Here is a 25,461-nt window from a genome sequence, read left to right on the forward strand (position 1 = left end):
GAAAACGCCCTAAGGTTTGCGATACGGATAACGGCCGCGATTGCGGATGCGACGGCGAAGGAGCGTTTCCATGGTGTCTTTTGTTCGCCCGGCGCCCCGAGTTGTTACCGGCGCAGTGGCGTCCGGCGCGGTCGGTGTGGCAATGCTTTTCGCGACGGCGGGTTCGGCCGCCGCGGACTGGCCGATGGACGACCCGGAACCGGCGCCCTCGTCGCAACCGAATTGCACGGCGGCCGACCTTGCCCAGGTCTCGTCGGGCGTGGCCGCGGCGACGTCGGCGTATTTGTTCACCCATCCCGACGTCAACGCCTACTTCACCAGCTTGAAGGGTCAGCCGCGCGACGACATGCGCGCGCAGTTGAAGCAGTACATGGACGCCAACCCGCAGACCCACGCCGACCTCGAGGGCATTCGCCAGCCGTTGACCGACTTCCAGAATCGGTGCCGCTGACCGATCGCCGTCAGCCGGCCGGAGGCGGCGGCGGGGGCGACTGCAGGTGCATCGCCAGGTCGCTCAGCTCCAAGATCGTCTGGATCTCGGTGTCGCGGAAGGGCCGGCCGTCGGGGCCCAGCAGGTCGTGAAACCACTCCCGCGGCATCGCGGGGTCCGGGTTCGGCTGGTCCCAGGAATCCCAGGGGAAGAAGGTCTGCGTCTTCCCGGTGACCAAACCCCAGTTGAAGGCGCCGACGTTGGCCCGCTTCGCGATCGGCAGGATGGACTGCACCGTGCTGCCCAGCGGCCGGGCCATGTACTCGGTGCACAGGATCGGGCGGCCCAGCGGGACGAGCTCGCCGATGCGTCTCTCGAACTCCTCCGGGCCGGCATAGGAGTGGAAGGTGATGACGTCGGAGTTGTCCAGCTGGATGCCGCTGATCACGCTGCGGCGTCCCGGGTCGGCCCACTCGCCGTGCCAGACGCCGCTGGTCAGCGGCTGGCGCGGATCGACCAGCCGCGCCCACTCGAACACCTGGGGCAACAGCCGGGCGACCAGGTCCACCTTGTCTTTGCGCTCCACCGCGGCGTAGGCGTCGGCCGGGTTGTCCGGCTCGTTCCACAGGTCCCAGCCCAGGATGCGGTCGTCACTGCGGAACTGTGTCAGCACCCCGGTGACGTAGCCGCGCATGGTGTGCAGGTAGCCGTGATCGTCGAGGCGCGCCGCCCCCGGACTCTGCACCCAACCGGAGTTGTGGATGCCCGGGCGCGGCGCGCGCTGCGGACCGGCCTGGGGGAACGGGTCCCAGCACGAATCGAACAGGACGAACAGCGGTTTGATGCCGTGCCGGGCGGCGATGTCGACGAACTGGGCGAGCCGGCCCTGGAACCCGCGGTAGTCCTGCGCCCAAAGCTGATCGTGCAGGAAGACCCGTATCGCGTTGAAACCGTTGGTCCGCGCCCAGCCCAGCTCGGTATCGATGCGCCGGGGATCGAATGTTTCGCGTTGGAACATCTCCAGCTGATTGATGGCGTTGGACGTGATGTAGTTCGCGCCCACCAGCCAGCCCTGCGCCTCATACCAGCGGTTGGCCCGTTCGGGCGACCACCGGCTCGCCTGCGGCGAAGTGTTGGGCGGTGGTTGCGCCGACGCGCGTGATGTCTGGGCCACAGCCATGCCTCCCGCTACCAGCAGCGGCAGCGTCAGCACGGTTCGACGGTGCACGAAGGCACCGCGATTCCCCCGGTCGATGTGGTCCACCCCTGCTCGTCAGAGTTCAGATTGTCTCCACGAGCCATCGTACATCCCTGTACCGCAACGCTTTTCAGCGGTTTCATGGTGACGGGAATAACGCGTGGACCAGGCGCGTACTTCAGGCCGACGGCGCGACCGCGCAACACATCGCCACCGGCCGAGGCGGGCCCGCGGCGGGCGGATCAGAAGCAGTGTTCGTCGGCGGGAAAGACCCCGCCGGCCACCTCGTGCGCATATTGCGTTGCGGCCCGGCGCAATTCCCCGCCGATGTCCGCGAACCGCTTGACGAAGCGGGCGGCCTTGCCGCTGCTCATGCCGGCCATGTCCTGCCAAACCAGGACCTGGCCGTCGCAGTTGGGCCCGGCGCCGATGCCGACGGTCGGGATGGTCAGCTTGCCGGTGATCTGGGTGGCCAGTTCGGCCGGCACCATCTCCATGACGACGGCGAACGCGCCGGCCTCGGCGACGGCGATCGCGTCGTGCACCGTCTGCTCGGCCGCGTCGCCGCGGCCCTGCACCCGGAAGCCGCCCAGTCCGTTCACGCTCTGCGGGGTGAACCCGATGTGCGCCATCACCGGGATGCCGGCGGCGGTCAGGCAGGCGATCTGCTCGGCCACCCGCTCACCGCCCTCGAGCTTGACCGCGTGCGCCCCGCCCTCCTTCATGAACCGGGTGGCGGCGGCCAGCGCTGCGGCCGGCCCGGCCTCGTAGCTGCCGAACGGCAGGTCCGCGACGACCAGCGCGTGCGGGGCGCCCCGCACCACACCGCGCACCAACGGAATCAATTCGTCGATCGAGACGGGCACCGTGGTGTCGTAGCCGTACACCACGTTGGCCGCCGAGTCGCCGACCAGCAGCACCGGGATGTCGGCCTCGTCGAAAATGCGCGCGGTCGAATAGTCGTAGGCGGTGAGCATCGCCCACTTGTGGCCTTCGGCCTTCATCTTCTGCAGGTGGTGGGTGCGAATCCTGGTCCGCGGCTTTTCGGGCTGCGCAGGCGAGTTGGCACCGTAAACGTTGTGCTCAGACATCATTGTCCCTAATGGTGGTCGGTTCGATCCTCGTGGCCGTTAGTGGTCCCCGGGTTCGTCGGACTACTCGATTCTGCCATTTCTTTTGCGCAGTTGCATCGCCGCGACGGTGTGAGACATACCATGCGCGCATGCAGCGGCTGAGTGGACTGGACGCCAGCTTCCTGTACCTGGAGACCTCGTCACAGCCCATGCATGTGTGTTCGATCATCGAGCTCGACACGTCGACCGCGCCGGGCGGCTACAGCTTCGACCGGCTGCGCGACGCGCTTGCGCTCCGCATCAAGGCGATCCCGGCGTTCCGCGAGAAGCTCGCGAACAGTCCGTTGAATCTCGACCACCCGGTGTGGGTAGACGACCAGAGGTTCGACATCGATCGCCACCTGCACCGCATCGCGGTGCCCGCGCCGGGCGGGCGGGCCGAGCTCTCCGAGATCTGTGGCCACATCGCCGAGCGGCCGTTGGACCGCGGCAGGCCGCTCTGGGAGATGTGGGTCATCGAAGGCGTGGCCGGCACGGACTGCCACCGGGACGGGCGGCTGGCGGTGATGACCAAGGTGCACCACGCCGGCGTCGACGGGGTAACGGGCGCCAACCTGATGTCGCAGTTGTGCGCGACCGAAGCCGACGCGCCCGCGCCGGAGCCGGCCGAGGGCGTCGGGGGAGCGCAAGGCTGGCAGATCGCGGCCGGCGGGCTGGTCCGCTTCGCGGCCCGGCCGCTGCACCTGGCCAGCGTGGTGCCCGACACCGTCTCGTCGGTGCTCGCCACGGTGCGACGGGCGCGCGAGGGCCTCGCCATGGCCCGCCCGTTCGCGGCGCCCGGAACCGTATTCAACGCCAGGATCAGTGACCGCCGCAACGTCGCTTATGCCGAATTGGATCTCGACGACGTCAAAGGGGTGAAGAACCATTTCGGCGTCAAAGTCAACGACGTCGTGATGGCATTGGTTTCCGGTGTGCTTCGCCAATACCTGACGGACCGAAATGAATTGCCGGATTCGTCGCTGGTGGCATCCGTCCCCGTTTCGGTGCATGGCAAATCCGACCGTCCCGGCCGCAATCAAGTGTCGGCGATGTTTTCCAGTTTGCACACCCAGATCACCGATCCGGTGGAGCCGCTGAAAGCCATCGCCCGGGCGAATTCGGTTGCCAAAGAACACAGTTCAGCCATCGGTGCGTCACTGCTGCAGGATTGGTCACAATTCGCCGCCCCGGCGGTTTTCGGCATCGCGATGCGGATCTACGCCAGAACCCGATTCACCGCCAGCATGCCCGTGCACAATTTGGTGGTCTCCAACGTTCCGGGACCGCAGGTTCCGCTGTACATGCTGGGCTGCGAGGTGAAATCGATGTACCCGTTGGGGCCGATATTTCACGGCTCCGGACTCAACATCACCGCGATGTCGCTGCAGGGCAAACTCGACATCGGGCTCGTCGGCTGCCCGGATCTGCTGCCTGACTTGTGGGAGATGGCCGACGAGTTTGCGGTCGGGATGGAGGAGCTGCTCGCGCTCGCGCGCTAGCTCCGGCGGCGGTGCCGCTAATCGGGATCTCAGGTTTCCTCTGGCAGCATAGGTTGGCATGGGCCTGTCTCGTCGCGCCAAGATCGCGCGCACGCTGCTGATCTGGACGTCGATGGCTGCCGTCGCGCTGCTTGCAGCGGGGTGCGTCCGCGTCGTGGTCGGGCGCGCCGTCATGTCCGGGCCGAAGCTGGGCCAGGCGGTGGAGTGGACGCCGTGCCGGGCCGCGAACCCGAAAGTCAAACTCCCGGCCGGCGCGCTGTGCGGCAAACTGGCCGTCCCGGTCGACTACGACCATCTCGACGGCGACGTGGCGACGCTGGCCATGATTCGTTTCCCCGCGACCGGAGACAAGATCGGCTCGCTGGTGATCAACCCCGGCGGGCCGGGGGAGTCCGGCATCGAGGCGGCGCTCGGGGTCGTCCAGTCGTTGCCCAAGAAGGTGCGCGAACGATTCGACCTCGTCGGCTTCGACCCGCGCGGGGTCGGGGCGTCGCGCCCGGCGGTCTGGTGCAACTCCGACGCCGACAACGACCGGCTGCGCACGGAGCCCAACGTCGACTACAGCCCGGCGGGCGTGGCCCACATGGAGGACGAAACCAAGCAGTTCGTCGGCCGCTGCATCGACAAGATGGGCAAGGGCTTCCTGGCCAACGTCGGGACCGTCAACGTCGCACGGGATCTCGACGCCATCCGCGCGGCGCTCGGTGATGAGAAGCTGACCTACCTCGGCTACTCCTACGGCACCCGGATCGGCTCGGCGTACGCCGAGGCCTTCCCGCACAACGTGCGGGCGATGATCCTCGACGGCGCCGTCGACCCCAACGCCGATCAGATCGAAGCCGACCTGCGTCAGGCCAAGGGATTCCAGGACGCGTTCAACAACTACGCCGCCGACTGCGCCAAGCAGCCGACCTGCCCGCTGGGCAGCGACCCGGCCAAGGCGGTGGAGGTCTACCACAGCCTGGTCGACCCGATGGTCGACCCGAACAACCCCATGGTCGGCCATCCGGTGCCGACGAATGATCCACGCGGACTTGGCTACTCCGACGCGATCATCGGCACCATCATGGCGCTCTATTCGCCGAACCTGTGGCATCACCTGACCGACGGCCTGTCCGAACTCGTCGACCACCACGGCGACACCCTGCTCGCCCTGGCCGACATGTACATGCGCCGCGACTCGCACGGCCACTACACCAACGCCACCGACGCGCGGGTGGCGGTCAACTGCGTGGACCAGCCGCCGATCACCGACCGCTCCAAGGTGGTTGACGAGGACCGCCGCTCCCGCGAGCTCGCGCCGTTCATGAGCTATGGGCAGTTCACCGGCAATGCCCCGCTGGGCACCTGCGCATTCTGGCCGGTGCCGCCAACGAGCAAGCCGCACACCATTTCCGCGCCCGGTCTGGCGCCCACGGTGGTGGTGTCGACGACCCACGACCCGGCCACCCCGTACAAGGCCGGCGTGGATCTGGCCAACGAGCTGCGCAGCTCGCTGCTCACCTACGACGGCACCCAGCACACCGTGGTCTTTCAGGGCGACGGCTGCATCGACAACTACATCACGGCGTATCTGGTCAGCGGGTCCATCCCGCCCGACGGCGCCAAGTGCTAGCCGCCCGCTGACGCCGAACATGCACTCACGGCGAAACTTTCGTCGATTTCTCGCCATGGTTGCACGCTCGGCGAACGCGGCAGCCGAGACCAAGGCGTAACCATTTCGCGCTGTCACGGGTACCCGCGGCTGCAACGATGACAGCCATGTCGCGTCTGAGATCCCTGAGCTCGGCGCTGTTTTCATTCGGGCTGCTGCTCGGTGGCCCCTGCGTCGTCGCGCCGCCCGCGGCCCTCGCCACGCCCGAACCCGGCGCCGGGCAGACGCCGGGCCCGAACCCGCCGTCGGCCGCCGTGCCGCAGGGTTGGGGAAGCTGCGGCCAATTCGTCGAGGACACAAGCGATATCCCCACCGCGCAGTGCACCACCGTGTCGGTGCCGATCGACTACAACAACCCCGGCGGCGGGCAGGCCAAGCTGGCGGTGATCCGGGTACCCGCGACGGGACAGCGGGTCGGATCGCTTCTGGTCAATCCCGGCGGTCCCGGCGGTTCGGCGGTCGACATGGTGGCCGCGATGTCCTCGAACCTGGAAAACTCTCCGGTCCGGCGCAACTTCGATCTGGTCGGGTTCGATCCCCGGGGAGTCGGTCACTCGACGCCTGCGCTGCGCTGCCGCACCGACGCGGAGTTCGACGCCTACCGGCGTGAGCCGATGGTCGACTACAGCCCCGGCGGGGTGGCGCACATCGAGCAGCTCTACCGCCAGCTGGCCCAGCAGTGCGTCAGCCGGATGGGCACGGCGTTTTTGGCCAACACCGGCACCGCCTCGGTCGCCCGCGACATGGATGCCGTCCGCCAGGCGCTGGGCGACGACCAGATCAACTACCTGGGCTACAGCTACGGCACCGAGCTGGGCACCGCCTACCTGGAGAAGTTCAGCAACCACGTGCGCACGATGGTGCTCGACGGCGCCATCGACCCGACCGTCGGGCCCGTCGACGAGAACGTCAATCAGATGGCGGGATTTCAAACCGCTTTCAACGACTACGCCACCGACTGCGCCCGCTCGGCGGCCTGCCCGCTGGGCACCGACCCGACCCAATTCGTCAACCGCTACCACGCGCTGGTCGACCCGCTGGCGACCAGGCCGGGCCGCACCGCGGACCCGCGCGGCCTGAGCTACGCCGACGCGACCACCGGCACCATCAACGCGCTCTACACGCCGGCGCACTGGAAATACCTGACCAGCGGGCTGCTCGGCCTGGCGCGCGGCACCGACGCCGGCGACTTGCTGTTGCTCGCCGACGACTACGACGGGCGCGACAAGAACGGGCACTACGCCAACGATCAGGATGCGTTCAACGCGATCCGCTGCGTCGACGCGCCGAATCCGACGGACCAGGCCAGCTGGGTGAGCGCCGATCAGCGCATCCGTCAGGCCGCGCCGTTCCTCAGCTACGGGCAATTCACCGGAAACGCTCCCCGCGATTTGTGCGCGCTGTGGCCGGTGCCCGCGACGTCGGCGCCGCACGCCGCGCCGCCGATGGCCGCCGGCAAGGTCGTCGTCGTCTCCACCACGCACGATCCGGCCACGCCGTATCAGGCCGGCGTGAACCTGGCCCGGCAGCTGGGCGGCCCGCTGATCACCTACGACGGGACGCAGCACACCGCGGTGTTCAACGGCCACCAGTGCGTGGACAACGCCGTCGTCCGCTATCTGGTCGCCGGCACGCCGCCGCCGGCCGCCTACCGCTGCCAGTCCTGACCAGCGTCCGCCACGCGCCGCAATGGTTCTGAGCGGGCATCGGTAACACAGAATTAACAGCAGTTGCATACTGTTCGAGATATGGATCGACAGAAGGAATTCGTCCTCCGCACCCTCGAGGAACGAGACATCCGCTTCGTTCGGCTGTGGTTTACCGATGTGCTCGGTTTCCTGAAGTCGGTCGCCATCGCCCCGGCCGAGCTCGAGGGCGCCTTCGAGGAGGGCATCGGCTTCGACGGCTCCTCGATCGAGGGCTTCTCGCGGGTCTCGGAATCCGACACGGTGGCCAATCCCGACCCGTCCACCTTCCAGGTACTGCCGTGGGCCTCGGCCAACGGCCACCACCACTCGGCGCGGATGTTCTGCGACATCACCATGCCGGACGGATCGCCGTCCTGGGCGGACCCGCGGCACGTGCTGCGCCGCCAGCTGCAGAAGGCCAACGACCTGGGCTTCTCCTGCTACGTGCACCCCGAGATCGAATTCTTCCTGCTCAAGCCGGGCGCCGACGACGGCACGCCGCCAGTTCCCGTCGACAACGCCGGCTACTTCGATCAGGCCGTCCACGACTCGGCCTCCAACTTTCGCCGCCACGCGATCGAGGCCCTGGAATTCATGGGCATCTCGGTGGAGTTCAGCCACCACGAGGGCGCGCCCGGACAGCAGGAGATCGACCTGCGCTTCGCCGACGCGCTGTCGATGGCCGACAACGTGATGACGTTCCGCTACGTCATCAAGGAGGTCGCGATCGAGAACGGCGCCCGCGCGTCCTTCATGCCCAAGCCGTTCGGGCAGCACCCCGGCTCCGCGATGCACACCCACATGAGCCTTTTCGAGGGTGACGTCAACGCGTTCCACAGCCCCGACGACCCGCTGCAGCTCTCCGACGTGGGCAAGTCCTTCATCGCCGGGGTCCTCGAGCACGCCTCGGAGATCAGCGCCGTCACCAACCAATGGGTCAACTCCTACAAGCGGCTGGTCGGCGGCGGCGAGGCGCCCACCGCCGCGTCGTGGGGTGCGGCCAACCGGTCCGCGCTGGTGCGGGTACCCATGTACACGCCGCACAAGACGTCGTCGCGGCGCGTCGAGGTCCGCAGCCCCGACTCGGCGTGCAACCCGTACCTGGCCTTCGCGGTGCTGCTGGCCGCCGGGCTGCGCGGGGTGGAGAAGGGCTACGTGCTGGGGCCGCAAGCCGAGGACAACGTGTGGGACCTGACCGCCGAGGAACGCATCGCGATGGGCTACCGCGAGCTGCCGACGAGCCTGGACAGCGCGCTGCGCGCGATGGAGTCCTCCGAACTGGTCGCGGAAACGTTGGGGGAGCACGTCTTTGACTTCTTCCTGCGCAACAAGCGGACGGAGTGGGCCAACTACCGCAGCCACGTCACCCCGTACGAGCTGAGCACCTACCTGTCGCTGTAGCCCGGATCGGGCGCCGATCAGGTTAAACGCCTGCGGCTTGCGCTACGGTCGTGGGCGTGACCAAACCCGCGACGCAGCGCCCCAGGTTGCCCAGCGTCGGCCGGCTCGGGTTGGTCGATCCGCAAGCGGCCGAACGCATGGCGCAGCTGGGTTGGTACGACCACGACGACCAGGCCCACGTCGACCTGCTCTGGTCGCTGTCGCGCGCGGCGGATCCCGACGCCGCGCTGCTCGCCTTGGTCCGGCTGTCGGAGAACCCGGAATCGGGATGGGATGAGCTCAACGCGGCCCTGCTGGCGGAACGTCCGCTGCGCGGCCGGCTGTTCGGCGTGCTCGGCTCGTCGCTGGCACTGGGCGATCACCTGATCGCTCAGCCGCAGTCCTGGAAACTCTTGCGCGGCAACGTCACACTGCCCACCCACGACCAGCTGTGCGACAGGTTCACCGAATGCGTCGACGAGGCGCTGGCGGCGCCGGGTTCGGCGATGGTGCGCCTTCGCACGCTGTACCGCGACCAGCTGCTGGTGCTGGCCGCACTGGATCTGGCCGCGACGGTCGAGGACGAACCGGTGGTCCCCTTCACGGTGGTGGCGGCGCACCTGTCGGACCTGGCGGACGCCGCGCTGGCCGCCGCGCTGCGGGTGGCCGAGAACAGCGTGTGCGGCGACCGCACGCCGCCGCGGCTGGCGGTCATCGCGATGGGCAAATGCGGTGCCCGCGAACTGAACTACGTCAGCGACGTCGACGTCATCTTCGTCGGCGAGCAGGCCAACCCGGTCACCACCCGGGTGGCGAGCGAGATGATGCGGCTGGCCTCCGAAGCCTTCTTCCAGGTCGATGCGGGGCTGCGGCCGGAGGGGCGCAGCGGGGAACTGGTCCGCACCGTCGAGTCGCACATCGCCTACTACCAGCGCTGGGCCAAGACCTGGGAGTTCCAGGCGCTGCTTAAAGCCCGTGCGGCGGTGGGCGACGCGGAGCTCGGCCGGCGCTACCTGGACGCGCTGATGCCGATGGTCTGGGTCGCCTGCGAGCGTGAGGATTTCGTGGTCGAGGTGCAGGCGATGCGCCGCAGGGTTGAGCAGCTGGTGCCGGCCGAGGTCCGCGGCCGCGAGATCAAGCTCGGCAGCGGCGGGCTGCGCGACGTGGAGTTCGCCGTGCAGCTCCTGCAGTTGGTGCATGGCCGCGGCGACGACTCGCTGCACGTGGCGTCGACGGTGGACGCGCTGGCCGCGCTGGGCCAGGGCGGCTACATCGGCCGCGAGGACGCCGCCAACCTGACCGCCTCCTACGAGTTCCTCCGCCTGCTCGAGCACCGGTTGCAGTTGCAGCGGCTCAAGCGCACCCACCTGCTGCCCGAGGCCGACGACGAGGAGGCGGTGCGCTGGCTGGCGCGGGCCGCCCACATCCGGCCGGACGGGCGCCATGACGCGGCCGGGGTGTTGCGCGAGGAGTTGCGGCACCAGAACCTGCGGGTGTCCCAGCTGCACGCCAAGCTCTTCTATCAGCCGCTGCTGGAGTCGATCGGCCCGCCGGGCCTGGAGATCTCCCGCGGCATGACCTCCGAGGCCGCCGAGCGCCAGCTGGCGGCGCTGGGCTACGAGGGCCCGCAGACCGCGCTGAAGCACATGTCGGCGCTGGTCAACCTGAGCGGCCGGCGCGGCCGGGTGCAGTCGGTGCTGCTGCCCAGACTGCTGAACTGGATGTCCTACGCGCCGGACCCCGACGGCGGATTGCTGGCCTACCGGCGGCTGTCCGAGGCGCTGTCCGGGGAAAGCTGGTACCTGGCCACGCTGCGGGACAAGCCCGCCGTGGCCCGCCGGCTGATGCACGTGCTGGGCACGTCGGCGTACGTGCCGGACCTGCTGATGCGCGCGCCGCGGGTGATTCAGGACTACGGCGACGGGCCGTCCGGCCCCAGGCTGCTCGACACCGACCCCGCCTCGGTGGCCCGCGCGCTGGTCGCCTCGGCCAGCCGCTACTCCGACCCGGTGCGCGCGATCGCCGGGGCGCGCACGCTGCGGCGGCGCGAGCTGGCCCGCATCGCGTCCGCCGACCTGCTCGGCATGCTCGAGGTCACCGACGTGTGCGAGGCGCTGACCTCGGTGTGGGTGGCGGTGCTGCAGGCCGCGCTCGACGCGATGATCCGAGCCAACCTGCCCGACGACGGCTCCGGGAAAGCGCCGGCCGCGATCGCGGTCATCGGGATGGGCCGGCTGGGCGGCGCCGAGCTGGGTTACGGCTCCGACGCCGACGTGATGTTCGTCTGCGAACCCGCGCCCGGCGTCGAGGATTCCGCGGCGGTGCGCTGGGCGACGGGTGTCGCCGAACAGGTTCGGGCGTTGCTGGGCACGCCCAGCGTCGACCCGCCGCTGGAGGTCGACGCCAACCTGCGGCCCGAGGGCCGCAACGGCCCGCTGGTGCGCACGCTCGCGTCCTACGCCGCCTACTACGAGCAGTGGGCGCAGCCGTGGGAGATCCAGGCGCTGCTGCGCGCACACTCGGTCGCCGGCGACGCGGAACTGGGGCAGCGGTTCCTGCTGATGGCCGACAAGACGCGGTATCCGGCCGACGGGGTGTCCGCCGAGGCGATGCAGGAGATCCGGCGGATCAAGGCCCGCGTCGACTCCGAGCGGTTGCCGCGCGGGGCGGACCCCAACACGCACACCAAGCTCGGCCGTGGCGGCCTGGCCGACGTCGAATGGACCGTGCAGCTGCTGCAACTGCGGCACGCGCACGAGATTCCCGCGCTGCACAACACCTCGACGTTGCAGTGCCTGGACGCGATCGCCGCGGCCGACCTGGTGCCGGCCGACGAGGTGGAGCTGCTGCGGCAGGCCTGGCTGACAGCCACCCGGGCCCGCAACGCGCTGGTGCTGGTCCGCGGCAAGCCCACCGACCAGCTGCCCGGGCCCGGGCGTCAGCTCAACGCCGTCGCGGTGGCCGCGGGCTGGCCGACCGACGAGGGCGGCGAATTCCTGGACAACTATCTTCGGGTGACGCGACGAGCAAAAGCGGTGGTGCGCAAGGTGTTTGGAAGTTGAGTCAGGAGGCCGGCGCGTTGGACGCCATATTCGAGGTGCTCAGCGCGGCGGAGGCCGATCGCGTGACCGCGCTGTACGCTCCGCTGGCCGACACGGTCCGCGAGCTCGTCGACGCCACCATCCGGACCGAGGCCGACGCCGACGTCGTCGCCGAGGCGAAGCGGGCGATCGAGGCGGTCACCGCGTCGTTGCGGCAACGCACCCGACCGCTCGGGGTGAGCTACCGCGTCGACGGCCGTCCGCTGCCGTTGGGTAACGCCGCGATCGGCGTGTGCAACCCCATCGCCCCGCCGATCGTCGTGCACCACGAGGGCGAGGGCCGCTGCTGGAGCGAGTTCACCCTCGGCTCCGCCTACGAGGGTCCGCCCAAGCTGGTGCACGGCGGCGTCAGCGCCCTGGTGCTCGACCACATGCTCGGCGAGGCGGCCAGCGAGGGACTGTCCAAGGCGCGCTTCACCGGCACCATCACCGTGAAATACCTGCGCGGCACTCCGCTGGGCCCGCTCCGCTGCGAGGCGTGGGTCGACGGCAAGGAGGGCCGCAAAGTCTTTGCCCGCGGCACCATTTCGGATGCCGCGGGCGTCACCGTCGAGGCCGACGGCGTCTTCATCGAGCCGGCCTGGGCGCAGGAGGCGCGGTGAAGTTCTACATCAGCAGCGCCTTCCTGAACACCCGCGAGATCATCGAGCTCGCCAAGGCGGCCGACGAGCTCGGCTACGACGGGATCGGCATCCCCGACCACGTCGTCAACCTGGAGACCCTGGACACCCCGTACCCGTACACCAAAGACGGGGAACGGCGCTGGCAGCCCTTCACCGACTGGCCCGATCCCTGGGTGCTCGTCGGTGCGCTGGCTCAGGTCACCACGCGGTTGCGGTTCGTCAACACCGTCTACATCCCCGCCATGCGCAACCCGTACTCGGCAGCCAAAGCCATTGGCACCGCGGCGGTTCTGGCGTCCGGCCGGGTGGAGCTGGGCATCGGCGTGGGATGGTGCCGCGAGGAATTCGCGCTGATGGGCGAGCAATTCGAGGCCCGCGGCAAGCGCACCGACGAAATCATCGATTTGATGCGGGCGCTGTGGTCGCCGGGTTGGACCGAGTTCGACGGCCAGTTCTATCACGCGCCGCGGCTGGAGATGCAACCCACTCCGCCACCGATACCCGTGTACGTCGGTGGGCTCAGCGACATCGCGCTGCGCCGCGCCGCCCGCAACGACGGCTGGATCGGCGATCTGATCAAGTCCGAGCGGGCCATCGAGGCGGTCGGCCGGCTGCGGCAGATGCGCGCCGAAAACGGTTTGACCATGGACGATTTCACCATCCTGACACCGCTGACCGACGCGTTCACCACCGCCGACTACCAGCGCGTCGAGGACGCCGGCGTCACCGGCATCATCACCATGCCGTGGATGTTCTACACCGGGCCCGATGCCAGCCTGGACGACAAGATCGACGGCATGCAGCGTTTCCGCAAGGACCTCGCGCTGGACGGCTAGTCGACACCTAATTCGGGTCGTCCCGGCACCTAACCCGAGGCGAACGCGCGCTGGCGCGACACGCCATCGCCTATGTTTCGGGGAACCTTGCCCCGAACGGAGTCCAGATGCGCCCCACTGTGTGCGTCGCGGCCGTCGCCGTCGCAATGGTGACGGCGGCGTGCGGTGGTTCGCCGTATACGGGCATGGCCATGACCACGCGGGCAAACCCCACCAACACCGTCACGACCATCGTGTCGCAGGCCGCGACCGCCGCCGCCGTCGCGTATCTGCGGTCGCTGATCCCGACGCCGGCGACCACGAACAGAACCGACGGCCCCGATCCCATTCACGACGGCGGCATCCGTTCGCACTTCTTCGTCAACGGCTCTGCCACCGACGTGATGGGCGCCTACAAGGCCGCGCTGTTGCGGATGAACTGGACGCTGATCGTCGACAGCGCCGGCGCTGGACCGGGCGGCGGCGGGGCGACGTATACCGCCAGAAACGGCAACGCTTTCGGCGTCTTCACTGGAGGGGGCTCCGGCGGCGCGACCGACATCGACGCCTGCGTGTGGCCGTCAGCGCCCACGGACAAGGACTGCGCTCGCCGCGGATAACAGCCGAGGCAGCAAAATGCGAAACCACCCGCGCGGCGATCTCCACGCGGGTGGTTTCGTCAAACCGGCTCAGTTGACCCTGATGACGAGCTTGCCGAGATGCTTTCCGTCGCGCAGCCGCTCGAATGCCGCTCGTGCATTTGAGAATTCGAAGATTTCGTCGATGACCGGTGTGAGCCCGGTTGCGGTGACGGCCCGCACGAGACTTTGAAGATGAGTGCGGTCGCCGACCGTTATGGACCGCGTTATTGCGTCACTGCCCTTGAGCAAGAAATAGTCGATCCCGGGATTATCCTCGCTCAGGAATCCGATCAGGGTCACTTCCCCGCCCACGGCGACCGCCCGCAACGACTGCTCGATGGTGGCCGGACCGCCAACTTCGACGACGCGGTCGACGCCGCGGCCTTCGGTTAGTTCGCGTACCCGTTGACCCCATTGAGAGTTGGTGCGGTAATTGATCACCGCGTCAGCGCCCAACGACTGCAACACCCGCGCCTTGTCTGTGCTTGAAGTCGTCGCGATGACATGAGCCCCGGCAAGTTTCGCCAGCTGCACGGCGAAGACCGATACCCCGCCGGAACCGAGAGTCAACACGGTTTGGCCGGCGCGGATCGGTGCGGGACCGCCTAGCGCATTCCAGGCGGTCACACCGGCGCAGGGCAGCGTGGCGGCGTGTTCGTCGGACAGGCCGGGTGGCACGCCGACGACCGATTCCTGCGAGACCACTTTGTATTCGGTGAGCCATCCGTCCTGCCCGCTACCGTAACTGTCGGACTCTGCGGTCGCCGGAAGCGGTCCACCGAACCACCTAGGCTGAAACGTTGCCACCACCCGGTCGCCGGGGCGGTAGTCGGCAACACCTTCACCGATCTCGACGACTTCGGCAACGGCGTCGCTGCACGGCACCAAACCGGCTTTGGCCTTGCGCACGTAGCGGCCCAACGGGATTGCTATGTCGCGGTAGTTCAGCGAGACCGCTTTGATCCGCAGCAGGAGTTCTCCTCGTTGGGGAGAGGGGACGGGTTCGTCGTGCACCTGCAGGCCGTCCAGCCCGCCGTGGTAATCGAATCGGTACGCGCGCATGGCGATGGTCCTTTCGAATGTTGGTTGGATGAATCCGAGATCGATCCGTACAGGGCGTTCAGCGCGGCGGAGGCTGCGCCGCCTTATTCGGCTACCACGCGTGCATGATCGCGCCCAGCGATCCGGCGGCGCCCGTCACCGTGCCCGCGTCGAGCGTGAGGACGGCGGGCCCGTCGCGCATGACATAGGCGGATCACCACATTCATGAGAAGAGGGAGGCGGCGGCAACCGGGGCGACGCTAGTCGGTGTTCGCACAAGTGTGCGTGCGTTGCGTTCGCTTTCATCCCACACCACAACCAATTGCGTGTAGTCCTATTCCCGATGATCTACGCATCCAGGAGTTGTGTGTCCCGCCGGCACACGAACCGCCCGACGGCGTGTACGACGAAACCGCCAGCGTGGCAATCGGTATTCGTGGCTTCTTCCAGCTGCCGGTCACCGCGGACAGCTGGGTGGGAGCGTGCCGGCTGCGGCGAGCGCTGAGATCATGGCATTGCTCGGCCCCATGTCATGTGCCCCTCGAACCCATACGATGCCGCCATCGCGCGGTAGTGGTCCCGGTAGTCGCGATAGGCTGCACCGTCGCCGTGCGCTTGTGCGAGCAGGGCGCGTAGCCGCTGCACCCAGATGTCATTCATGACAAATCCGGATTCGGTTGGCGTAGCGGATAAGCGGTCGACCGTCGTTTCGGCCTCACGGACATCGCCGTCGCCGCCCCTCATGAGTAGCGCAGTCACGAGCGCGGCGATCGCGGCCCCGCGTAACACCATTTCGCCGGAAGAGATCAGCTCATCAACGGTCGCGCGGCCAAGTGCGATGGCGTCGTCCAGGTCCCCGGTTTCGGCTTTCAAGCGTGTCTTCTCGATGTCGACAATCGATACGCCGAGCAGGTTGCGCTGCCGCAGTTGGGCCGCGCGACCCTCGGTGATCAGCGCTACGCCGGCACCGCGATCCGCTGGCGTGGTGCGCGTCAGGACCAGGCCGTGAGCCACCTGAGCGAGCGCCAATGCCACTGCATCGCCGGACTTTTCGGCATAGCGGAGCACATCGTCGGTCTCGGCTCGCGATGCGGCATCCGGCACCAGCAGGCCGTTGGTGATGGAAACGGAGTAGCCGTAGGTGATCACGATGACGATTGCCGCATCGGCAAGCTCTCGCTGTATCGCGATGGCGCGTCTCAGATCCGCGCGCCACGAGCGATCGCCGAGACACGCCCGGGCCAGAGCGCGGTAGAGCAACGCGACCGCCAGGGGAGAGCCCAATCCCCACCGCGCAATGTTGCCCTTGGAGGCATCGTCGGCCAGCAGATCGGTCACAGCCTGGGCCACGCGGAGCGCTTCGCCCACCTCACCGGCATGCAACTTGGCGAACATCGGTGCCGACATCACCACGAATAGGTTCATCGGATCGTCGACCGAATCGAACAGGGCGATCAGTTCAGACGCCAACCGTGCGGACTCGTTGTGGCGGTTGGCCATCGTCAACGACAACGTGGCTCCCGATAGGCCGGCGGCCAGCGAGGCTCGGTTACCGGATGCGGCGCACAGCGTTCGCAATTCGTCGAATGTGGTCTCGTCGACGCCGCTGCCCTCTCGCCATGCGGTCTGGCACAACATCGCTCGGGGATAACCGCGCAACGCTGCGCGGTCGGGAAGATCGGATGGGAGCATGTCGGCTACCTGGCGAGCGCGTTCCCAGTTACGCCGCGCCGCAGCGACGTCACGCCCCATCAGCCAAGCGCCGGCCCGCATACGCCATCCGTACGCGGCGGACAGGTCGCCGGCGGCTTCCCGGTGCTCGGCGATCAACGCCGCACTGTCGTCAGCGGATTCGGGATCGTGCTTCTCCAACACCGTGGCCAAGCGGCGATGCAGCTCGGCTCGGTCGGACTTCAGCTGCGACTCGTAGGCGACCGCGCGTATCAGCGGGTGCCGAAATGCGTATTGAGTGCGCGCACCGGTCGTCACCTGCTCGATCAGCTCCGCCTCGATCAGGGCATTCACCTCGGGGTTGTCGACCAGGCTGACCAACAAGGCCGCGTCGGTCCGCGAGCCGATCACCGCCGCGGCGTTCAGGGTCCTCTTCGCTTGGGGCGCAAGGCGATCGATGCGCGAGGCCAGAGTGGCCTGCAAGGTCGCCGGCACCCGAACATCGGCCACATTCCTGGTGCACCGGTAGCTTCCTCGGCTGCCGTCGAGCACACCGCGTTCTGCCAGGTCTCGCACCATCTCCTCGACGAAAAACGGATTGCCAGAGACATTTTCGGTGATCAAGGTGCCGACATCGGAAACTGACTCGTCGTGCCCGAGTAGCTCGGCTACCAACGCGGAGGTCTCGGAATCACTCAGCGGCGCAAGAGCAAAGACCTGGGCGCCGTCGATGTGGGTCAAGGCGCCGCGGTATTCGGGGCGGTAGGTGACAAGCGCCAGCGAGGCGGTTTCGGGGATCACCGCGAGCAAGTCGGCCAGCATGGATTCACTGGCGTCATCGATCCAGTGCACGTCCTCGATGACGTAGATCGTTGGTGTCCGACGAGACAACACGATGGCGCGTATGAGTGCGGTCAACCGTCGGCGTCGGGCATCGGGATCGATGCTGGGCATGGTCTCGTCGGGATCGGCGATACCGAGCAGGTCGTCCAAGAGCAGCATGTCCTGCTCGTCGGCGGCGGGAAGTTGCGAACGGATTTGTGTACGGGCCGCGCTGTCGTCGAGGTCCCGGATGCCTGTCACCGACCGCAGTAGCCGCGACACCACCTGGAACGAGACCTCGCTGGTGTGTGATTCGCAGTAAGCCCGCATCACGTCAACTCCGCCTGTTCTGGCCGGCGCGGTGATCTCCTGCACCAGTCGGCTCTTGCCGATTCCCGCGGGGCCGGCCACCGTGAGCACCCCGCCATGCCCGTCGGCGGCCCGAGCCAGTAAACCTTCGGCAGCGGCGATTTCCCAATGCCGGCCGACAAGACTCGATGCCGTGCCGGTGACCGGGGCATCACGGGCCGGCACGGCGACCAATCGATGGGCCTGGATCGGCTGATCGTTGCCCTTGATATGGACCAGCTCCGGCTCGCCGAGGACCGCGGTACGTTCGACCAACCGCGCGGTGGATGCGCTGAGCATCACCCCGTTCGGCGGCGCCACGGACTCCATCCGCTGCGCCATGCCCACCTGGTCTCCGATGGCGGTGTAACCCAAAGCGGTCGAACCGATCTCGCCAGCGATCACCTGACCCGAGTTCAGTCCCACCCGCAATTGCAACTCGACAGCGTCCTGCTCGCGGACGATGCCGGCAAGCCGGCTCACCGCCTGCTGGATGCCGAGCGCCGCAAGGCATGCGCGTACGGCGTGATCCTCCAATGCCGCCGGCGCGCCGAACAGCGCCATGATCCCGTCACCGGTGAACTTGTCCAGCGTGCCGCCGTAACGCTGGACGACCGCGGAAGCCAGGTCGACCAGTTCAGCCATGATTTCGCGCAGGCGCTCCGCGCCCACGGCCGCGGCAATATCCATCGAATGAACCACGTCGGCGAACAACACCGTTACTTGCTTGTACTCAGCCGATCGGTCCACCTGTATGACCGGCCTACCGCACTCGTGACAGAACTTGGAGCTCGGCGACAGCACGGTTCCGCACGACTGACACGGCCCCGCCTGTCGCGCGCCGCGAATCCCGTCACCCACGTCGATATCGTTTCACCGCTGGTCGACGGTGTCCGCGATATCGCGGCGCCATTGTCACGGCAGTCGAATGAAACGGGCGGCCTCAACGTCCGCAAAACGAAACCACCCGCACGGCATTCTCCGCGCGGGTGGTTTCGTCTAGCCGGCCTATACGTCGTAGTACAGCGCGAATTCGTAAGGGTGCGGCCGGATCTGGACCGGCAGGATCTCGTTCTCGCGCTTGAAGTTGATCCACGTCTCGATCAGGTCGGGCGTGAAAACGCCGCCCTCGGTGAGGTATTCGTGGTCTTCTTCCAGCCGGTCGATCACCGCGGACAGCTGCGTGGGCGCCTGCGGGATGTTGGCAGCCTCCTCGGGCGGAAGCTCGTAGAGGTCCTTGTCGACCGGCGCCTGCGGCTCGATCTTGTTCTTGATGCCGTCCAGGCCGGCCATCAGCATGGCCGAGAACGCCAGGTACGGGTTGCCCGACGAGTCGGGGCAACGGAACTCGAGCCGCTTGGCCTTCGGGTTGGTACCGGTGATCGGGATGCGGACACACGCCGATCGGTTGCGCTGGCTGTAGACCAGGTTGATCGGGGCCTCGTAGCCGGGCACCAGCCGCTTGTAGGAGTTCACCGTGGGGTTCGTGAACGCCAGCAGCGACGGCGCGTGGTGCAGCAGGCCGCCGATGTAGTGGCGGGCGGTGTCCGACAGGCCGGCGTAGCCGGTCTCGTCGTACATCAACGGGCTGCCGTCCTTCCACAGCGACTGGTGGGTGTGCATGCCGGAGCCGTTGTCACCGAACAGCGGCTTGGGCATGAACGTGACGGTCTTGCCGTTCTGCCAGGCCGTGTTCTTGACGATGTACTTGTACAGCATCATGTCGTCGGCCGCGTGCAGCAGCGTGTTGAACTTGTAGTTGATCTCGGCCTGGCCGCCGGTGCCCACCTCGTGGTGGCCCTTCTCCAGGCTGAAGCCGGCCGTGATCAGGTTGGACAGCATCTTGTCGCGCAGGTCGACGTAGTGGTCGACGGGGGCGACGGGGAAGTAACCACCCTTGGGACGCACCTTGTAGCCGCGGTTGGGGCTGCCGTCGAGCTCGTTGGGCGAGCCGGTGTTCCACCAGCCCGAGATCGCATCGATCTCGTAGAACGAGCCGTTGGTGCGCGAGTCGAAGCTGACCGAGTCGAAGATGTAGAACTCGGCCTCGGCGCCGAAGTAGGCGGTGTCGGCCACGCCGGTGCTGATCAGGTAGTTCTCGGCCTTGCGGGCGATGTTGCGCGGGTCGCGCGAGTACGGCTCGAGGGTGAACGGGTCGTGCACGAAGAAGTTGAGGTTCAGCGTCTTGGCTTCGCGGAACAGGTCGATCTGCGCGGTCGCGGGATCGGGGAGGAGCAGCATGTCGGATTCGTGAATGGACTGGAATCCGCGAATCGACGAGCCGTCGAAGGCGAGGCCGTCTTCAAAAACACTCTCGTCGAAGAACGAAATCGGAATTGTGAAATGCTGCATGATGCCGGGCAGGTCACAGAACCGGACGTCGACAAATTCGACGTTTGCGTCCTTGGCGAGTTTGAAGACGTCGTCGGGCGTCGTTTCCGTCACAGAATGCTCCTTTACTTGGTGAGATCCGCGGCCTGACGCTATGGAGCAGATGTTGCCCGTCAGTCAACCCGATGTTGCGCGCACGTTACGTGACCATGCCACACGCTAAAAGTGGCCGCGTCGGCGGCGGGTTCTATTGTGGGGCCATGGATCGCAAGATCGTATCTTTTCCGGTGGCCGGGCGCACCGCCTGCCCTCCTCGCCGGGCCGTGCCGGCCGGCTATTCGGACCGCGGTCCGCGCCGATGATGGCGGAATCCCGATCCGCATACCCGGGGGAGCAGCTCGGATTTCCACAGAGCGGGCCGGGATCGCTGGCGCCGATGGGCCGCAGGCTGGGCGCGCTGATGATCGACTGGCTGATCTCGTACGGTCTGGCCGCGCTGGCCATGCGCTTCGGCTGGTTGTCCCAGCCGGCGCTTTCCACCGCGGTCCTGGTGATCTGGTTCGTGCTGGGCGTGCTGTTTTTGCGATTGTTCGGGTTCACCCCCGGCCAGCTGGCGCTGCGCCTGCAGGTGGTCACGGTGGACGGCCGCGGATCCGTCGGCCTGGGCCGGGCGGTGGTGCGCGGCGTGCTGGTCGGGACGGTGGTGCCGGCGTTGTTCACCGACTGGGACGGCCGCGGCATGCAGGATCGGCTGACCGCGACGGCCGTGGTGCGCCGCTGACTTGATGGCGGCGACCCGCAGCGCCCGGCTTTCGCCGCGCTTGCGATCGCCGCTGACTCGATGGCGGCGACCCTCTACTTGCGGCGCACGGTGCGCTGCACGCCGCGCATCTTGCCCGAGTTGGGCAGCGGGCCTTTGGGCATGACGGCGGCCCCGGCCCGCGACCCCAGCGCGGCCAGCCGCGACTCCAGGGTGTCCATCTGCTTGACGGTGATGTTGGCCGGCAGCTTGGTCAGGTGGCGCTCCAGCTTGGCCAGCGACACCTCGTCCTCGCCATTGCCGACGATGATGTCGTAGATCGGCACGTCCCCGATCAGCCGCGCGGTGCGCTTCTTCTCCTGCGCCAGCAGCGGGCGTACCCGGTTCGACGCCCCCTCGCCGACCAGGATGACGCCGGGCCGTCCGATCACCCGGTGCACGGCGTCGAAGTGGCCGGTGGCCGCCACCCCAGGGGTCACCCGCCACTTGCCCCGCAGGTTGTCCAAAGCCCATGCGGCGGCGCCGGTTTGGCCTTCGGCCTTGCGGTACACCGACTTCTGGGCGCGGCGACCGAACACGATGAAGGCGACCAGCCCGCCCAGCACCACCCCGAGCGGGATCAGGGTGATCATCGTCAGCCCGCCGGCCCAGATACCCACCCCCACCGAGACGCCCACGATCAGCACGAAGGCGCCGATCATGTACGGCAGGAGGCGCTTGTCCTCCTGGCGCTGAATGTTGAACGCCTGCCACAGCTGGGTGCGCCGCTCCCGCGCGGCGGCCTTGCGGGCGGCCTGCGCCTGCGCTCGGGCGGCCTTGTTCTCAGCGGCGGTGCGGGGTTTAGCCATAGTCAAAGAATACGTAGGGTCGCGACCGGCAGACGCCGCCACCGTGCCGCGGCGTCGTCAGGCGCGGCTGCGAGCGGCCTGCTCGTAGAGCCGGCCCGCGCGATAGGACGAGCGCACCAGCGGTCCGGCCAGCACCCCGGCGAAGCCCAACCGTTCGGCGTGCTGCGCGAACTCGACGAATTCCTCCGGCTTCACCCAGCGCTCCACGGGGTGATGACGCGCCGACGGGCGCAGGTACTGGGTGATGGTGATGATGTCGCAGCCGGCGTGGCGCAGGTCGGCCAGGGCGGTGCGCACCTCGTCGGGGGTCTCGCCCATGCCGAGGATGAGGTTGCTCTTGGTGACCAGCCCGACGTTGCGCGCCGCGGTCAGCACGTCCAGGCTGCGCTGGTAGGTGAAGGCGGGCCGGATCCGCTTGAAGATGCGCGGGACGGTTTCGACGTTGTGCGCCAACACTTCCGGGCGCGACCCGAACACCTCGGCCAGCCGGCTGGGCTCGCCGTTGAAGTCGGGGATCAACAGCTCGACGCCGGTCGACGGGTTGAGTTCCTTGATGGCGCGCACCGTCTCGGCGTACAGCCAGGCGCCGCCGTCGGGCAGGTCGTCGCGGGCCACCCCGGTGACCGTGGCGTAGCGCAGCCCCATCGTGCGCACGCTGTCGGCGACCCGCCGGGGCTCGTCGCGATCCAGTTCGGCGGGCTTCCCGGTGTCGATCTGGCAGAAGTCGCAGCGGCGGGTGCACTGGTCGCCGCCGATCAGGAAGGTGGCCTCGCGGTCCTCCCAGCATTCGAAGATGTTGGGGCAGCCGGCCTCCTCGCAGACCGTGTGCAGCCCCTCGCGCCGGACCAAACTCTTGAGCTGCGTGTACTCCGGGCCCATCCGGGCCCGCACCCTGATCCACGGCGGTTTGCGCTCGATCGGGGTCTCGGCGTTGCGCACTTCCAGGCGCAGCAGCTTGCGTCCCTCGGGTGCGACAGTCACATCGCTGATGCTACGCGGGCGGCGTCGTGATCACGGACCGGCAGCACGCCGTCCAGGGCGTCGCAGACCGCGTCGCCGACGGCCGTCTGGACGTCCTCGACCGACACCGGGCGGAGCAGTTCGGCCGACAGCGACGTCACCCCGGCGTCGCTGATGCCGCACGGCACGATCGCGCTGAAGGCGTCCAGGTCGCAGTCGCAGTTGAGGGCGAACCCGTGCAGGGTGGTCGCCCGCGACACCCGGACGCCGATCGCGGCGACCTTGCGGTCGGGCCGGCCCTCGCCGCCCGGCACCCACACCCCGGACCGGCCCGGCACCCGGACCGCGTCCACGCCCAGGTCGGCGCAGACCTTGATCAGCGCCTCTTCCAGGCGCCGTACGTAGTTGACCACGTCGAGTGGTTCGGCCAGGCCGATGATCGGATACCCGACCAACTGGCCGGGACCGTGCCAGGTGATCTTGCCGCCGCGGTCGGTGTCGACGACGGGCGTGCCGTCCACCGGCCGTTCGTGCGGTTCGGTGCGCCGCCCCGCCGTGTAGACCGCGGGGTGCTCCAGCAGCAGCAGCGTGTCGCTGCCACCGGCCACCCGGGCGTCGGCCAGATCGCGTTGCTGCTGCCAGGCCACGCGGTAGTCGACGATGCCGAGTTGGCGGACGTCGATCAGGGCCTGGCTGGACCGGATGGAATCGATCACGTCCGCGACGGTACTCGGCCCCGCCCCGCGGGGCACAGCCCGGGCGATCGGTGCGGTGCGCGTCACTCTGGCGTGTCCCCCGCAAGCGGGAGGTGCCCCCAGCTCGGCGCCACTAGTCGTGGTCGCGTCGGGCCGTGGCGTAGGCGAGCGCCTCGCCAATGGTGTTGTGGTGGAAGACGAAACCACCGCGCTCGAGCGCGGCCGGGATGGCGCGCTGCCCCATCAGCAGCCCCTCGTCGGCGAACTCGCCCAGCGCCGCCCGGATGGCGAAACCGGGCACCATCAAGGGCGTGGGGCGGTTGACCGCCCGCCCGAAGGCGGTGGTGAATTCGGCGTTGGTGACCGGCGCGGGCCCGGTCATGTTCACCGGGCCGGACAGCTCCGCGTCGAAAATCGCGAACATCAGCGCGCGCACTTCGTCTTCCAGTGTGATCCACGACATGTATTGCCGCCCGCCGCCCAGCCGGGCCCCGAGGCCGGTGCGGAACAATGGCCGCAACCGGCCCAGCGCGCCGCCGGCGGGGGAGAACACCAGCCCGGTGCGGGCCAGCACCACCCGGGCGCCGCCGTACTGGGCCGGCAGCGTGGCCGCCTCCCAGTCTTCGCACAGCCGGGCCAGGAAACCCGTTCCCGCACGGTCATTTTCGTCGACCACCCGGTCCTTGGTGTTGCCGTAGAAGCCCACCGCGCTGGCGTTGACCAGGGTTGCCACCCCTGCGTCGGCGACGGCGTGCGCCAGCACCTCGGTGGGGGCGATGCGGCTGTCGCGCAGGCTCTGCTTGAAGGCGCCCGACCACCGCCGCTTGCCGATGTTGACGCCGCACAGGTTGACGACGGCGTCGACGCCGACGAGCGTGTCGGGATCCAGATCGCCGGTCTCGGGATTCCAGTGCAGCTCGTCGGCGTTCGCCGGGGCGCGGCGCACGATGCGCAGCACCCGGTGGTCGGCGGCGCGCAGCGCCGCGGCCAGGGCGGAGCCGATCAGGCCGGACGAACCCGCAATGGCGATGACGGCGTTCTGACCAGCGCGAGCCACGTTCGCTTGCCCTTCTTTACAGGCCGAGGTCGGCCTCGAAGGCTCCCTCTTCCAGCCGGTGCTTGATGGTGGTCAGGAAGCGGCCGGCGTCCGCGCCGTCGATCAGCCGGTGGTCGTAGGTCAGCGGGAGGTAGCAGATCGAGCGGACGCCGATCGATTCGTTACCGAACTCGTCAACGATCACCCGCGGCCGCTTGACGATCGCGCCGGTGCCCAGCATGGCGGCCTGCGGCGGAACCAGGATCGGGGTGTCGAACAGCGCGCCCTGGCTGCCGATGTTGGTGATCGTGAAGGTGCCACCGGACAGCTCGTCGGGTTTCAGGTTGCCCGACCGGGCGCGCGCGGCGATGTCGGCGATCGCCCTGGCCAACCCGGCCAGGGACAGGTCGCCCGCGTTGTGCACGACAGGGGAGAGCAGGCCCTGCTCGGTGTCGACCGCGAAGCCGAGGTGCTCGGCGTCGTAGTAGGTGATCTCCTTGGTGTCCTCGTTGTAGCTCGCGTTGACGTTGGGGTGGATCTTCAGCGCGTCGATCACCGCGCGGGCGATGAACGGCAGGAAGGTCAGGTTCACCCCCTCGCGCTCGGCGAACGCCGCCTTGGCCTTGGCCCGCAACCCGACCAGCCGGGTCATGTCGACCTCGTGCGTCTGGGTGAGCTGGGCTGTGGCCTGCAGGGATTCGCGGGTCTTGTTCGCGGTGATCTGCCGGATCCGGCTGGCCTTCTGGGTGGTGCCCCGCAAGTGGGCCAGCGGGGGCGCCGGGGTGGGCGCCGCGGCGGCCTTGGG

General features: G+C 68.2%; 20 protein-coding genes. 10 read left to right on the top strand and 10 right to left on the bottom strand.

All coding sequences use genetic code 11. From position 1 onward, the window contains the following. Window positions 1-70: 70 nt before the first annotated feature. Window positions 71-451, top strand: a complete 381-nt coding sequence (locus ACYQ8K_RS23990) for a heme-binding protein (RefSeq protein WP_459972922.1) — start codon at window positions 71-73, stop codon at window positions 449-451. Between the two features lie 10 nt (window positions 452-461). Here the strand turns inward: ACYQ8K_RS23990 and ACYQ8K_RS23995 are convergent, their stop codons facing one another. Together ACYQ8K_RS23995 and panB are read right to left on the bottom strand one after the other, a co-directional pair. Continuing rightward, a complete protein-coding gene (locus ACYQ8K_RS23995) occupies window positions 462-1,658 on the bottom strand; it encodes a glycoside hydrolase 5 family protein (protein ID WP_459972924.1) in 1,197 nt (398 codons plus the stop codon). Between the two features lie 212 nt (window positions 1,659-1,870). After that, window positions 1,871-2,719, bottom strand: a complete 849-nt coding sequence (gene panB, locus ACYQ8K_RS24000) for a 3-methyl-2-oxobutanoate hydroxymethyltransferase (RefSeq protein ID WP_459972957.1) — start codon at window positions 2,717-2,719, stop codon at window positions 1,871-1,873. A 131-nt stretch (window positions 2,720-2,850) separates the two neighbouring features. On the opposite strand from panB, the gene ACYQ8K_RS24005 reads away from it, so the two are divergent. From ACYQ8K_RS24005 to ACYQ8K_RS24040, 8 genes are all read left to right on the top strand, one after another. Further along, complete coding sequence (locus ACYQ8K_RS24005) at window positions 2,851-4,242, top strand: WS/DGAT/MGAT family O-acyltransferase (RefSeq protein ID WP_459972926.1); 1,392 nt, start codon at window positions 2,851-2,853, stop codon at window positions 4,240-4,242. A gap of 58 nt (window positions 4,243-4,300) precedes the next feature. Next, on the top strand, window positions 4,301-5,857 hold the full coding sequence (locus tag ACYQ8K_RS24010) for an alpha/beta hydrolase (RefSeq protein ID WP_459972928.1): 1,557 nt from the start codon (window positions 4,301-4,303) through the stop codon (window positions 5,855-5,857). Window positions 5,858-5,994: 137 nt separating this feature from the next. After that, window positions 5,995-7,563 (top strand): alpha/beta hydrolase, encoded by a 1,569-nt coding sequence (locus tag ACYQ8K_RS24015; RefSeq protein WP_459972930.1) that lies wholly within the window; start codon window positions 5,995-5,997, stop codon window positions 7,561-7,563. Between the two features lie 81 nt (window positions 7,564-7,644). Continuing rightward, window positions 7,645-8,985: a type I glutamate--ammonia ligase gene (gene glnA, locus ACYQ8K_RS24020; protein WP_459972932.1), complete on the top strand. Its 1,341-nt coding sequence runs from the start codon at window positions 7,645-7,647 to the stop codon at window positions 8,983-8,985. 50 nt (window positions 8,986-9,035) lie between these two features. Continuing rightward, a complete protein-coding gene (locus ACYQ8K_RS24025; protein WP_459972934.1) occupies window positions 9,036-12,026 on the top strand; it encodes a bifunctional [glutamine synthetase] adenylyltransferase/[glutamine synthetase]-adenylyl-L-tyrosine phosphorylase in 2,991 nt (996 codons plus the stop codon). After that, a complete protein-coding gene (locus ACYQ8K_RS24030) occupies window positions 12,023-12,667 on the top strand; it encodes a PaaI family thioesterase (protein ID WP_459972935.1) in 645 nt (214 codons plus the stop codon). The genes ACYQ8K_RS24025 and ACYQ8K_RS24030 overlap by 4 nt, the downstream gene beginning before the upstream one ends. Then, window positions 12,664-13,524 (top strand): TIGR03619 family F420-dependent LLM class oxidoreductase, encoded by an 861-nt coding sequence (locus ACYQ8K_RS24035; protein WP_459972937.1) that lies wholly within the window; start codon window positions 12,664-12,666, stop codon window positions 13,522-13,524. Before ACYQ8K_RS24030 ends, ACYQ8K_RS24035 begins: the two co-directional genes overlap by 4 nt. Before the next feature lie 107 nt (window positions 13,525-13,631). After that, window positions 13,632-14,123, top strand: coding sequence for a hypothetical protein (locus tag ACYQ8K_RS24040; protein WP_459972939.1), 492 nt, complete (start codon window positions 13,632-13,634; stop codon window positions 14,121-14,123). Window positions 14,124-14,192: 69 nt separating this feature from the next. Here the strand turns inward: ACYQ8K_RS24040 and ACYQ8K_RS24045 are convergent, their stop codons facing one another. The 3 genes from ACYQ8K_RS24045 to glnA (ACYQ8K_RS24055) all read right to left on the bottom strand — a co-directional run bounded on the left by ACYQ8K_RS24045 (window position 14,193) and on the right by glnA (ACYQ8K_RS24055) (window position 20,471). Continuing rightward, a complete protein-coding gene (locus tag ACYQ8K_RS24045; protein ID WP_459972941.1) occupies window positions 14,193-15,206 on the bottom strand; it encodes a zinc-dependent alcohol dehydrogenase family protein in 1,014 nt (337 codons plus the stop codon). A gap of 486 nt (window positions 15,207-15,692) precedes the next feature. Beyond that, entirely contained in the window at window positions 15,693-18,776 is a 3,084-nt protein-coding gene (locus ACYQ8K_RS24050; RefSeq protein ID WP_459972942.1) for an ATP-binding protein, read from the bottom strand. Window positions 18,777-19,034: 258 nt separating this feature from the next. Next, window positions 19,035-20,471 carry a type I glutamate--ammonia ligase gene (gene glnA, locus ACYQ8K_RS24055; RefSeq protein ID WP_459972944.1) on the bottom strand — a complete coding sequence of 479 codons (1,437 nt, stop codon included), beginning with the start codon at window positions 20,469-20,471 and terminating at the stop codon, window positions 19,035-19,037. Window positions 20,472-20,715: 244 nt separating this feature from the next. On the opposite strand from glnA (ACYQ8K_RS24055), the gene ACYQ8K_RS24060 reads away from it, so the two are divergent. After that, on the top strand, window positions 20,716-21,138 hold the full coding sequence (locus ACYQ8K_RS24060; protein ID WP_459972946.1) for an RDD family protein: 423 nt from the start codon (window positions 20,716-20,718) through the stop codon (window positions 21,136-21,138). 74 nt (window positions 21,139-21,212) lie between these two features. On the opposite strand, the gene ACYQ8K_RS24065 is transcribed toward ACYQ8K_RS24060, so the two are convergent. The 5 genes from ACYQ8K_RS24065 to sucB form a co-directional block, all read right to left on the bottom strand. After that, window positions 21,213-21,965, bottom strand: a complete 753-nt coding sequence (locus tag ACYQ8K_RS24065; RefSeq protein WP_459972948.1) for a DUF4191 domain-containing protein — start codon at window positions 21,963-21,965, stop codon at window positions 21,213-21,215. Between the two features lie 57 nt (window positions 21,966-22,022). After that, a complete protein-coding gene (gene lipA, locus ACYQ8K_RS24070) occupies window positions 22,023-22,946 on the bottom strand; it encodes a lipoyl synthase (RefSeq protein ID WP_459972949.1) in 924 nt (307 codons plus the stop codon). Continuing rightward, the gene (gene lipB / locus ACYQ8K_RS24075) at window positions 22,943-23,641 is read right to left on the bottom strand and encodes a lipoyl(octanoyl) transferase LipB (protein WP_459972951.1); all 699 of its coding nucleotides are present in this window, start codon (window positions 23,639-23,641) and stop codon (window positions 22,943-22,945) included. The genes lipA and lipB overlap by 4 nt, the downstream gene beginning before the upstream one ends. A 112-nt stretch (window positions 23,642-23,753) precedes the next feature. Further along, window positions 23,754-24,677, bottom strand: a complete 924-nt coding sequence (locus ACYQ8K_RS24080; RefSeq protein ID WP_459972953.1) for a TIGR01777 family oxidoreductase — start codon at window positions 24,675-24,677, stop codon at window positions 23,754-23,756. Between the two features lie 16 nt (window positions 24,678-24,693). Further along, window positions 24,694-25,461 (bottom strand): 2-oxoglutarate dehydrogenase, E2 component, dihydrolipoamide succinyltransferase (sucB, locus tag ACYQ8K_RS24085; protein WP_459972955.1); only part of this gene is annotated, 768 nt, incomplete at its 5' end.

The sequence above is a fragment of the Mycobacterium sp. MUNTM1 genome (assembly GCF_054660795.1).

Bases quoted from the DNA above. Each gene is read 5' to 3' on its own strand.
- ACYQ8K_RS23990 (WP_459972922.1), top strand. From the start codon at position 71: ATGGTGTCTTTTGTTCGCCCGGCGCCCCGAGTTGTTACCGGCGCAGTG.
- panB (WP_459972957.1), bottom strand. From the start codon at position 2,719: ATGTCTGAGCACAACGTTTACGGTGCCAACTCGCCTGCGCAGCCCGAA.
- ACYQ8K_RS24005 (WP_459972926.1), top strand. From the start codon at position 2,851: ATGCAGCGGCTGAGTGGACTGGACGCCAGCTTCCTGTACCTGGAGACC.
- ACYQ8K_RS24010 (WP_459972928.1), top strand. From the start codon at position 4,301: ATGGGCCTGTCTCGTCGCGCCAAGATCGCGCGCACGCTGCTGATCTGG.
- ACYQ8K_RS24015 (WP_459972930.1), top strand. From the start codon at position 5,995: ATGACAGCCATGTCGCGTCTGAGATCCCTGAGCTCGGCGCTGTTTTCA.
- glnA (WP_459972932.1), top strand. From the start codon at position 7,645: ATGGATCGACAGAAGGAATTCGTCCTCCGCACCCTCGAGGAACGAGAC.
- ACYQ8K_RS24040 (WP_459972939.1), top strand. From the start codon at position 13,632: ATGCGCCCCACTGTGTGCGTCGCGGCCGTCGCCGTCGCAATGGTGACG.
- ACYQ8K_RS24045 (WP_459972941.1), bottom strand. From the start codon at position 15,206: ATGCGCGCGTACCGATTCGATTACCACGGCGGGCTGGACGGCCTGCAG.
- ACYQ8K_RS24060 (WP_459972946.1), top strand. From the start codon at position 20,716: ATGATGGCGGAATCCCGATCCGCATACCCGGGGGAGCAGCTCGGATTT.
- ACYQ8K_RS24065 (WP_459972948.1), bottom strand. From the start codon at position 21,965: ATGGCTAAACCCCGCACCGCCGCTGAGAACAAGGCCGCCCGAGCGCAG.